11 protein-coding genes, 1 tRNA gene and 1 other RNA gene are annotated in these 10662 nt (G+C 72.5%); 10 read left to right on the forward strand and 3 right to left on the reverse strand.

Going from position 1 to position 10662, the window contains the following annotated elements; all coding sequences use genetic code 11:
* The first annotated feature begins 170 nt into the window (after nucleotides 1-170).
* From ASF38_RS11675 to ASF38_RS11715, 9 genes are all read left to right on the forward strand, one after another.
* Nucleotides 171-557, forward strand: coding sequence for a DUF3052 domain-containing protein (locus ASF38_RS11675; RefSeq protein ID WP_082480706.1), 387 nt, complete (start codon nucleotides 171-173; stop codon nucleotides 555-557).
* A gap of 95 nt (nucleotides 558-652) precedes the next feature.
* The gene (locus ASF38_RS11680) at nucleotides 653-1108 is read left to right on the forward strand and encodes a peroxiredoxin (RefSeq protein WP_056576215.1); all 456 of its coding nucleotides are present in this window, start codon (nucleotides 653-655) and stop codon (nucleotides 1106-1108) included.
* 1 nt (nucleotide 1109) lies between these two features.
* Nucleotides 1110-1409: a thiamine-binding protein gene (locus ASF38_RS11685; protein WP_055965534.1), complete on the forward strand. Its 300-nt coding sequence runs from the start codon at nucleotides 1110-1112 to the stop codon at nucleotides 1407-1409.
* Between the two features lie 202 nt (nucleotides 1410-1611).
* Nucleotides 1612-1685 (forward strand) — tRNA-Val (locus ASF38_RS11690).
* A gap of 222 nt (nucleotides 1686-1907) precedes the next feature.
* The gene (locus tag ASF38_RS11695) at nucleotides 1908-2903 is read left to right on the forward strand and encodes a hypothetical protein (RefSeq protein ID WP_156366905.1); all 996 of its coding nucleotides are present in this window, start codon (nucleotides 1908-1910) and stop codon (nucleotides 2901-2903) included.
* Nucleotides 2904-2956: 53 nt separating this feature from the next.
* The gene (locus ASF38_RS11700; RefSeq protein ID WP_056576220.1) at nucleotides 2957-5098 is read left to right on the forward strand and encodes an ATP-dependent DNA helicase RecQ; all 2142 of its coding nucleotides are present in this window, start codon (nucleotides 2957-2959) and stop codon (nucleotides 5096-5098) included.
* Nucleotides 5099-5128: 30 nt separating this feature from the next.
* Nucleotides 5129-6274 carry a Nif3-like dinuclear metal center hexameric protein gene (locus tag ASF38_RS11705; RefSeq protein ID WP_055965542.1) on the forward strand — a complete coding sequence of 382 codons (1146 nt, stop codon included), beginning with the start codon at nucleotides 5129-5131 and terminating at the stop codon, nucleotides 6272-6274.
* 29 nt (nucleotides 6275-6303) lie between these two features.
* A complete protein-coding gene (locus ASF38_RS11710) occupies nucleotides 6304-7014 on the forward strand; it encodes a zinc ribbon domain-containing protein (protein ID WP_235493011.1) in 711 nt (236 codons plus the stop codon).
* Complete coding sequence (locus ASF38_RS11715; protein WP_055965544.1) at nucleotides 7011-8192, forward strand: bifunctional RNase H/acid phosphatase; 1182 nt, start codon at nucleotides 7011-7013, stop codon at nucleotides 8190-8192. Before ASF38_RS11710 ends, ASF38_RS11715 begins: the two co-directional genes overlap by 4 nt.
* A gap of 40 nt (nucleotides 8193-8232) precedes the next feature.
* On the opposite strand, the gene ASF38_RS11720 is transcribed toward ASF38_RS11715, so the two are convergent.
* From ASF38_RS11720 to ASF38_RS11730, 3 genes are all read right to left on the reverse strand, one after another.
* Nucleotides 8233-8994, reverse strand: coding sequence for a YaaA family protein (locus ASF38_RS11720; protein WP_055965546.1), 762 nt, complete (start codon nucleotides 8992-8994; stop codon nucleotides 8233-8235).
* Between the two features lie 31 nt (nucleotides 8995-9025).
* A complete protein-coding gene (locus tag ASF38_RS11725) occupies nucleotides 9026-9601 on the reverse strand; it encodes a TMEM165/GDT1 family protein (protein WP_055965548.1) in 576 nt (191 codons plus the stop codon).
* Between the two features lie 195 nt (nucleotides 9602-9796).
* Nucleotides 9797-10201, reverse strand: a complete 405-nt coding sequence (locus tag ASF38_RS11730; protein ID WP_235497661.1) for an ACT domain-containing protein — start codon at nucleotides 10199-10201, stop codon at nucleotides 9797-9799.
* A 64-nt stretch (nucleotides 10202-10265) separates the two neighbouring features.
* On the opposite strand from ASF38_RS11730, the gene rnpB reads away from it, so the two are divergent.
* Nucleotides 10266-10662, forward strand: an RNA gene (gene rnpB, locus ASF38_RS12875) — RNase P RNA component class A.

Below are 10662 nucleotides of genomic sequence, written 5' to 3' on the forward strand. Positions count from 1 at the left end.
GGTGACACTGGCGGAGGTTGTGAACATCTACCGATCAGTAGGTTTTTGGCCTACTTTTCAGTAGGTCCCGCACCGTCCGACACACCGATCGACACCCCGACCCACCCTGGCCCGCACCCCGTGCCAGAGTTGGTCCACACCACGCACGACGCAACCCCGAGGAGATCCCGTTGGACGCCGCGAGGCTGGGCTTCAGCCCCGACACCGTCATCCAGGAGCTGGGCTGGGACGAGGACGTCGACACCGAGCTCCGAACGGCCATCGAGGGCATCGTCGGCCACGCGCTCGTCGACGGTGAGTCCGACGAGGTCGTCGACGGCGTCATCCTGTGGTGGCGCGACGACGACGGAGACCTCGTCGACGCGCTCTTCGACGCCCTGGCCGACCTCGCCGAGGGCGGGTCCATCTGGGTGCTCACGCCCAAGGTCGGTCGCCCGGGCTACGTCACGGGCGCCGACATCGCCGAGGCCGCTCCGGTGGCCGGGCTGTCCACGACGACCACGTCGTCGGCGTCGGCCGAGTGGTCCGCCACCAAGCTGTCGACGCACAAGCGCTGAGCCGATCCGACCGTCGCCGGCCACGGTCGTCCGCGCCCGGGTGACCACCTCGGTGCTCGTCGGCTGCAGCACCGTCCGGCGTCTAGGCTCGGGCCATGACGATCGAGATCGGCCAGCAGGCACCTGACTTCACGCTCAAGAACCAGCACGGCGAGGACATCTCGCTCTCCGCCCTCCAGGGTCGGAAGGTGGCGCTGGTGTTCTTCCCGTTCGCCTTCAGCGGCATCTGCACCGGTGAGCTGTGCGAGATCCGCGACAACATCGAGGCCTTCTCCGGCGGCGACGTCGAGGTGCTCGCCATCTCCTGCGACCACTTCTTCTCCAACCGCGCCTTCGCCGACGCCGAGGGCTACACGTTCTCGGTGCTCAGCGACTTCTGGCCCCACGGCGAGGTCAGCCGGGCCTACGGGATCTTCAACGAGGGTGCCGGTGCGCCCGAGCGCGGCACCTACCTCGTCGACGCTGAGGGCGTCGTCCGCTGGAAGGTCGAGCACCCGATCGGCGAGGCCCGCGACTTCGAGGCCTACCGCGCGGCCCTCGCGGAGCTCTGACGTGCTCGCGGCGTTCAGCATCAGCCCCGGCGCGGGCGACGAGTCGGGGTCCGTGGCCGCCGGCGTGGCCGAGGCGGTGCGCGTCGTGCGGGCGTCGGGCCTGCCGTGCGAGACCAACGCGATGTTCACGACCGTCGAGGGCGAGTGGGACGAGGTGATGGCCGTCGTGAAGGCGGCCGTCGAGGCCGTCGCGCGGACCTCGTCGCGGGTCTCGCTCGTGCTCAAGGCCGACATCCGGCCGGGGTACACGGGGCAGCTCACGGCCAAGGTCGAGCGGCTCGAGGAGCACCTGCGCGACTGACCGGCGAAGTTTGCTGAGAGTTGAGCCAAAAGCCTGCGGCGGCAACCACCGATGCGGTTGTATGTGAGTGCTGCGGCCGCCCGGGACCCGAGACCCCGGCGGCCGCGGCTCTTTCATGTCGGAGCCGTCCCGCGAGGACGCCGCGCGGGGCTGTCGGTGCGGTAGGGTTCCAGGCGCCCGGTGCCCTTCGCGGTGCCGTCCGGGGCGAATAGCTCAGTTGGTCAGAGCACTCGGTTTACACCCGAGCGGCCGGGGGTTCGAGTCCCTCTTCGCCCACCCTGGACCGACCGACGCCGCCGAGCGCGCGGCGTGCTTGCCCGTCCCTCCTCCGCGGCCCGGCGACGCAAGGTTCTGCGTTCGTGGGCGGAGGCTCGAAGGACTCTGCGTTCCCGACGGGATTCCGTCGTGAACGCAGAATCGTTCGGACTTCTGCACGCGAAGGCAGAATCCTGCGTCCGCCGGGGCGGAACCTCCACGCGCGTGTGCGACGGTGGGCGGGTGCGATCCCGACTCGCCGCCGTGGCGGCTCCCTGCACTCTGCTGGCCCTGTTCCTCGCCGGGTGTGCGAACCCGAACCTGTCCGACGACGTGGACGCGCTCGTCGCCGAGCTGCGCGACCTGCCCGGCGTCACGTCGGCGGACGCCGACTACTCCGAGCCGGTCACGCTCGACTCCGGCAAGGTCGCGTTGAAGGTCGAGGCGGAGCCCGACGTCACCTCGAAGCAGCTCCAGGAGGTGGGGCGCGTCGTCTACGAGGCGTTCAGCACCACCCACGAGAGCGAGGAGGGTGACGTCGACGTCACCTTCGGCCCGTCGACGGTGCACCTGCGCTCCTTCGAGCCGGAGGCGACGACCGACGCGGTCGTGCAGGAGTGGGCGCTCGCGCACGACGTCGCGCAGGACGGTGCTGCGGCCGTCGACATCATGACCCAGGACGTGCCCGGCCCGGACCACGTCGAGACCGACGTCGTGCTGACGCTGGGCAAGGACACCGGAGCCGACGACGTGTCCGTGGCGCTCGACCGGCTCGAGCAGGAGCACGGTGCCGACGACGCGCGCCGCGGCTGGGGCGTCGCGGCTGCCGACGGCTCCTCGGTGAGCGCCGACCGCGGCTTCCCCGGCGACGGGACCATGGACGCGTGGGCGGCGCTGCGGTCCGCCGCCGAGCCCGCCGAGGCGGTGGGACGCGTGGGCGTGGGGATGCGTGAGTTCGCCGAGAAGGCCGCCGACCCGGACCGGTACCTCGTGGTGCAGGTGTCGAGCGGCGGCACGGCGCCCGACCTCGACGACCCGGCCGTGCGCGGGCCGCTGCTCGAGGCGGTGCGCGCGCAGGTGGACCTGCTCGTCGACGGGACCTCCACGTGGAACCTCCGTCTCGAGGTCGGCGGCACGGTGGCCGCCGAGCTCGACCCGATGCTCTGCGAACCCGGCTCGGCGCCCACGGCTCCACTGGACGAGGAACTGCGCGACGACCGGACCTGTCCCGGTCCCTGACCTGCTGTGGACGGGCCGACGCCCGTGTCGGCACCCGCTGACACGATGGGTCCATGACGGCCACCACCACGAGCGAGCACGCCCTCGAAGCCCTGCGACGCCTCACCGGCCGCGACGACGCGCAGTTCCACGAGGGGCAGCTCGCGGCGGTCTCGGCCCTCGTCGACGACCACCGCCGTGCTCTCGTGGTGCAGCGCACCGGATGGGGCAAGTCCGCGGTCTACTTCGTGGCCACGTCGCTGCTGAGGGCGCGCGGCACGGGCCCCACGCTCCTCGTCTCGCCGCTCATCGCCCTCATGCGGGACCAGGTCGCGGCGGCGGAGCGGGCCGGGGTGCGAGCGGTGTCCATCAGCTCGGCCAACGCGCACGAGTGGGACGACGTCCGGGCGCGGCTCGACGCCGACGACGTGGACGTGCTGCTCGTCTCTCCCGAGCGCCTCACCAACCCCCGCTTCCGCGACGAGCAGCTGCCCGAGCTGCGCCGACGCATCGGCCTGCTGGTGGTCGACGAGGCGCACTGCATCTCCGACTGGGGCCACGACTTCCGACCCGACTACCGCCGGCTCGCCGACCTCATCGAGTCGATGCCCGACGGGGTCCCGGTGCTGGCGACCACCGCCACCGCGAACGAGCGGGTCGTCACCGACGTCGAGGAGCAGCTCGGCGGGGGTGCCGGGCCGGGGGCGGCGGACGGCGCCGGTCACCAGGGGGAGGTCCTGACGCTGCGCGGGTCCCTGGCCCGCACGAGCCTGCGGCTGGGCTGCCTCACGCTGCCGACGTCGCGCGAGCGGCTGGGCTGGCTGGTCTCGCACCTGGCCGACCTGCCGGGCAGCGGCATCGTCTACACCCTCACGGTCTCGGCGGCCGAGGACCTCGCGCGACTGCTCGCGGAGGCCGGTCACACGGTGGCCGCGTACACCGGCCGCACCGATCCCGACGAGCGGATCCGCCTGGAGCAGGCGCTCAAGGACGACCAGCTCAAGGCACTCGTGGCCACGAGCGCACTCGGCATGGGGTTCGACAAGCCCAACCTCGGCTTCGTCGTGCACCTGGGTGCGCCGTCCTCACCCGTGGCGTACTACCAGCAGGTGGGGCGTGCGGGCCGTGCCACCGAGTCCGCCGACGTGCTCCTCCTGCCCGGCACGGAGGACGCCGACATCTGGCGCTACTTCGCCACGGCCTCCATGCCCACGCAGGCCAAGGTCGACGCCGTGCTCGGGGCCCTGGGCACCACGCCGCTGTCGGTCGCGTCGCTCGAGGCTCAGGTCGACATCCGGCGCACGCCGCTCGAGCTGCTCCTCAAGGTGCTCGACGTCGACGGAGCGGTCCGGCGTGTGCAGGGCGGCTGGGTCAGCACGGGGGAGCCGTGGGTCTACGACGCTGAACGGTACGAGCGCATCGCCCAGGCGCGTGAGGCCGAGCAGGAGGCGATGCTGGAGTACCAGGCGGGTCGCACGTGCCGCATGGAGCTGCTCCAGCGTCAGCTCGACGACCCCACGGCCGCCCCCTGCGGCCGGTGCGACGTGTGCGCCGGACCCTGGTACCCCACCGGCACGGACGGTGCCGCGGTGGAGCGGGCCACGCAGTCGCTCGACCGGGTGGGCGTGGCGGTCGACCCGCGCGCCCAGTGGCCGTCGGGCGTCGGGCGGCTGGGGGTCGACGTGTCCGGTCGCATCCCGCCGACCGAACGGCCCGAGACGGGCCGCGTGGTCGCGAGGCTGACCGACCTCGGCTGGGGTGGCACGCTGCGCGAGCTCTTCGCCACGGGCGCGCCCGACGTGCCGGTGCCCGAGTCGCTGCTGGGGGCGTGCGCGCGGGCGCTGCGCGACTGGCCGTGGGACCAGCGTCCCGTGGCGGTGGTCGCGCTGCCGTCGGTGGCTCGGCCCACCCTCGTGGCCTCGGTGGCCGAGGGCCTGGCCCGACTCGGACGCCTTCCGCTGCTGCCCGCGCTCGAGGTCGCGCCCGGCGCGCCGGCCACCACCCAGGGCGGCAACAGCGCCTTCCGGCTGGCCGGGGTGTGGGGCCGGTTCGTCGTGCCCGACGCCCTCCGTGAGGCCCTGGCCGCGACGGACGGTCCGGTGCTCATGGTCGACGACCTCGTCGACAGCCGATGGACCGTCGCTGTCGCGTCCCGCGAGCTGCGGCGGGCCGGAGCCGACGCCGTCCTGCCGTTCGCCCTGGGCTCGGTGGGGTAGTGCGCTCCCGCCACGTCCTAGGGTGGCGACATGCCCACGCTGCGTGACGTCGTCCGTGTGCTCGACGAGCTCTACGACCCCCGCTGGGCCGACGACTGGGACGCGGTCGGCACGGTCGTCGGGGATCCCGACGCCGAGGTGGGCTCGATCCTGGTCGCCGTCGACCCGGTGCAGGCCGTCGCCGACGAGGCCGTCGCCCGGGGTGCGGACCTGCTCCTGACCCACCACCCGCTGTACCTCAAGGGCGTCACGTCGGTGGCGGCGACCACGCCCAAGGGTCGCGTCGTGCACACGCTCGCCACCCACGGCGTGGCGCTGCACACCTGTCACACCAACGCCGACTCCCCACCCCTCGGTGTCTCGGAGTCGATGGCGCTTGCGCTGGGGCTGCACGACGTGCGCCCGCTGGACGTCGACACCGATCACGGGCTCGACGCCTGGGTGGTGCACGTCCCGCGCGGCGACGCCGACGCCGTGGCGGCTGCCATGCACGCGGCCGGAGCGGGGCACGTGGGCGACTACGACTCGGCGGTCTTCCGGTCCGAGGGCACCGGGTCCTTCCGGCCCCTCGACGGTGCGCAGCCCGCGATCGGCGAGGTCGGCGCGCTCGAGCACGTCGACGAGACACGCCTCGAGCTCGTCGCACCTGCGACCCTGCGCGAAGCCGTGCGGACGGCACTGCTGCAGGCGCACCCGTACGAGGAGGTCTCCTACCTCGTGCTGCCCACGGCCGCCGCTCCGTCCAGCCGGGGGAGCGGTCGCATCGGCAGGCTCGAGACGCCCATGACCCTGGCCGCGTTCGCCGAGCACGTGGCTGCTGCGCTGCCGGCGCACCACGGCGCCACCCGCGTGGCCGGGGACCTCACGAGCGAGGTCACCACCGTGGCCCTCTGCGGTGGCTCGGGAGACTTCCTGCTGGGCACCGCTGACGCTGCGGGAGCCGACGTGTACGTCACCTCGGACCTGCGGCACCACCCGGTCAGCGAGCACCTCGAGCGTCCCGGCGCCTGCGGCGTGGTCGACGTGCCGCACTGGGCGGCCGAGTGGACCTGGCTGCCGGTGGTCGCCTCCGTGCTGCGCGAGCGGCTGGGCGATACGGTGGACGTCCATGTGTCCACGTTGGTGACCGACCCCTGGTCCCACGCGTTGGCTCCCGCACCCAGGAGGACCCCCTGAAAGCCGAACCGTCCGCCCAGCAGGCCCTGTTGGACCTCCAGGACACCGACTCCGCCCTCGCCCGGCTCCAGCACCGCCGTGGTTCCCTGCCCGAGCTCGCCCGCATCGAGGAGCTGACCGCCGAGGTCGCGCAGCTGCGCGGCCGCCAGGTCGAGGTCGAGACGACGGTCAGCGACCTCACGCGCGCCCAGAAGAAGGCCGACGCCGAGGTCGAGCAGGTCAAGACGCGCCGCACGCGCGACGAGGAGCGGCTCTCCTCCGGTGCGATCTCCAACCCGAAGGACCTCGAGAACCTCCAGCACGAGCTCGGCGCACTCGAGCGTCGCATCTCGACGCTCGAGGACGAGGAGCTCGAGATCATGGAGCAGCTCGAGATCGCCCAGGCCGAGCTCCGGGCGGTCACCGCCGACCACGACGCGCTGGTGGCCGAGCTCACGCACGTCACCGCGGCCCGCGACGCCGCGGTCGAGGCCATCGACGCCGAGGTCGTCGCGGTGAACGAGGAGCGCGAGAGCGTGGCTCCCGGCGTTCCGGCCGACCTGCTCGCCCTGTACGACAAGGTCCGTCACCAGTACGGCGGGCTCGGTGCCGCTGCGCTGCGTGCGCGCCGGTGCGAGGGGTGCCGCCTGGAGCTCAACGGCGCCGACCTGCGCGAGATCGCCGCCCAGCCCGAGGACGACGTCGTGCGCTGCCCCGAGTGCAGTCGCATCCTGGTGCGGACGGCCGAGTCCGGGCTGTGACCGCCGCCGTCGGGCGGGTCGTCGTCGAGGCCGACGGAGGGTCGCGGGGCAATCCGGGGCCCGCCTCCTACGGTGCGCTGGTGCGCGACGAGTCCACCGGCGACATCCTCGCCACGCGCGGTGAGACCATCGGCAGGGCCACCAACAACGTGGCCGAGTACCGCGGACTCATCGCCGGGCTCGAGCTCGCCGCCGAGCACGCTCCCGATGCCGACGTCGTCGTCCGCATGGACTCCAAGCTGGTCGTGGAGCAGATGGCAGGACGCTGGAAGATCAAGCACGCGTCGATGAAGCCGTTGGCCGAGCAGGCCCGGGGGCTCGCCGACCGGGTCGTCGAGTGGACGTGGATCCCGCGCGACCAGAACGCCGCCGCCGACGCCCTCGCCAACGAGGCGCTGGACGCCCAGGCCCGCACCGGCGAGCCCGCCGTCGTGGGCACGGCCGTCCAGCAGGAGACGACCCCGGTGCCGCCGGCCGACGACGTCACCGCACCGCTCGAGGCGCCGCCGAGTGGTACCGGCAAGGACACCAACCCGCTGCTCGGCTGGAGGGGCGACGTACACGGCCGCCCCACGACGCTCGTGCTGCTCAGGCACGGCGTCACGGCCAACACCGTGCGCAAGCTGTTCTGCGGCAAGGGTGGTTCCGACCCCGGCCTGGTTGCCGAGGGCGAGGCGCAGGCCGCGCGGGCGGCGGCCTGGATCGCTCGCCACCACGACGTCGACGCCATCATCTCCTCGCCGCTGCGCCGCACCCGCGAGACCGCCGGCTTCGTGGCCCGAGAGACCGGCGTGACGGTCGGCGTCGACGACGGTGTCGAGGAGGCCGCCTTCGGTGACTGGGACGGCCACAGCTTCGCCGAGATCATGGAGGACTGGCCCGACGAGCTGTCGACCTGGTTGTCCTCGACCGCGGTGGCCCCACCGGGCGGGGAGTCCTTCGACGAGGTGCAGGAGCGGGTGCGGCAGGCGCGCGACCGGATCGTCGAGGCACACCCGGGTGAGACCGTCGTCGTCGTCAGCCACGTGACGCCCATCAAGCTCATGACGAGGCTCGCCCTGGACGGGCCGATGTCGATCATCCACCGCATGGAGCTGGCCCCGGCCAGCATCACGACCATCGCGTGGTGGCCTGACGGCACGCCGTCGCTGCGCGGGTTCTCGATCGTCCCCGAGTAGACGGCCGCGCTCGGACGGCACGGCGTGGATGCGCCGATCGTCAGTGAGCGCCGGTGGTGACGACGTCGAGACGGGTCCCGTCCTGCTCGACCGTCCAGCCGAGGTCGCGCCAGGCTGTGGCCAGCTCGTCCACCGATGCCGGCAAGGCGCCCTCGGTGAGCAGCGCGCGCACCAGCCGCCCCTTCGTGGCCTTGTTGAAGTGGCTCACGACGCTGCGGCGGCCGTCCTGCTCGTGCAGCACCCGAACGGTGGCGGTGCGGGGGGCGAGACCCGCGGACGGCTTGCCCAGGTTCACGTAGGCGCCCGAGCGCAGGTCGACGAGCAGCCCGTCGGCCACCTCGTCGTCGAGGACCTGCGGCAGCACCGGCCGCCAGCGACCGGCGACGGGGCCCAGGCGCGGCAGCGTGACCGTGCCGGAGAGGCGGTAGGCAGGGATCGGGTCGCCGACCCGCACCAGGCCGAACAGGGCGCTCGCGACGGCCACGGTCCGCTCGGCCCGGGCGGTGGCAGCGTCGTCGAGGGTGGCGAGGTCGAGCTCGCCGAACAGCACGCCGGTGTACACCTCGCCCGCCGGTGCGCACGGCACCTCGAAGAGACGGGCGTCGGTCTCCACGGCATCGGCCTGCGTGGGGCCGAGCCCCAGCACCTCGGCGGCCCGTCGGGTGCCCGCGAGACGGACCAGGGCCCGCGACACCTGGTCGCGCACCTGCGTGAGACGCGGGAACGACAACGCGGCCAGGTCCAGCACGGGTCCGTCGGACGGTGCGGTCTTGCCCTCGGAGGGCGGGAGCACGATCAGCACCGGGCGAGCCTAGCGAGGCAGCGGACGGCGATCAGCGCACACCCTCGAAGATGAGCAGCGCGCCGAAGATCGCGAACGCCACGGCGGCGCCGTAGCGGATCGCCCGCTCCGGCAGGTGCTTGCCGAGCACCGCGCCGACGCCGATCGCGAGCGCGTCGGCCGCCACCATGCCCACGGTGCTGCCGATCCAGACGCCGAACCAGTCCTCGCGCACGGCGAGGGTGATCGTGGCGAGCATCGTCTTGTCACCCAGCTCGGCCAGGAAGAAGGCCAGACCCACCGCCAGCAGGGCCGAGCCCGTGGCCTTGCGCGCCTTGTCGGCCTCGCCCTCGGTGAGCTCGTCGCCCCGCAGCGTCCAGAGCGCGAAGCCGAGGAACGCCACACCGGCGGCGATCGCGATCCCGGACTGGTACTTCTCGAAGCTCGTGCCGATCCAGTAGCCGATGCCCACGGACGCGAGGTGGACGACCGCCGTCGCCGCCGTGATGCCGATGATGACGTCACGCGCCCGGTACCGGGTGGCGAACGTCATCGCCATCAGCTGGCTCTTGTCGCCGAGCTCGGCGACGAAGATGACAGCGGTGCTGAGCCACAGGGCCTCGAACATGAAGGAGCTCCTCGTCCCCCAGGACGAGGAGCCATGATCGACGAGCCTCGACCCAGGATCGTCAACGATCTATGGGTCGAAAGTCTCGTCCGCCGAGACCGTCGCCGGTCTGGCCCGCTGCACCGGAGGACAGACCCGAGGGCCCGGCTTCAGTATGTCGACGCAGCGATTGGGGACTACTCCCTTTCGCAGCCCTCAGCCTAGGGCATCGAGGACACGGAGCGCATCGTGACGTCGGTCCCACGGAACCACGAGGTGGTCGTGGTGGAACCCGGCGACCACGTTGCACGCGATCTCGTCGCCGGCCAGCGCTGCGGAGATCGTGGCCGTCAGGCCGACACCGTCGAGCGCGGAGACCACCGTCAGGGTGATCCAGGCGCCGACGAACTCGTACACCAGACCGTCCTCGTCGGCCTCCGTCTGCTCGACCACGACGGTGAGCCCCTCGGCCTCGCGCACCGCCGCGAGGGCGGTGGACGTGTCGAAGCCCTGCGAGACGATCGCGTACACGACGGGCTCGGGATGGAGCCGAGGGCGCAGGTCACCGACCCCACCCCCGGTCCTCGCCACGGCATCGGACGGCATCTCCTCGACCTCCACGACGCCAGCGTAGGGACCGAAGGTTGCAAGGACGTGACGAGCGCGCCCTAGACTGGCCCACGAACGAGGCGGCCGGGCGGCCGCGGCGGGCTCAGGCCCGTCGAGGAAAGTCCGGACTCCACCGAGCACGGTGGTGGCCAACAGCCACCCACGGTGACGTGCGGGACAGTGCCACAGAGAACAGACCGCCAACGGCCCCGGAACCCTCTTGGGTGACGGGGTGCGGGCAAGGGTGAAACGGTGAGGTAAGAGCTCACCAGCGACGTCGGTGACGGCGTCGGCTAGGTAAACCCCACCGGGAGCAAGACCAAGAGGGCGCTCCGGCGCCTGCGCTGACGGGCTGCTCGTCCGATGTCAGCGGGTAGGTCGCTCGAGGCGCGCAGCGATGCGTGACCCAGATGGATGGTCGCCCCCCGGTCCTCGGACCGGGGACAGAATCCGGCTTACAGGCCGCCTCGTTC

This window comes from Aeromicrobium sp. Leaf272, from assembly GCF_001422865.1.
Classification (GTDB): Bacteria; Actinomycetota; Actinomycetes; order Propionibacteriales; family Nocardioidaceae; genus Aeromicrobium.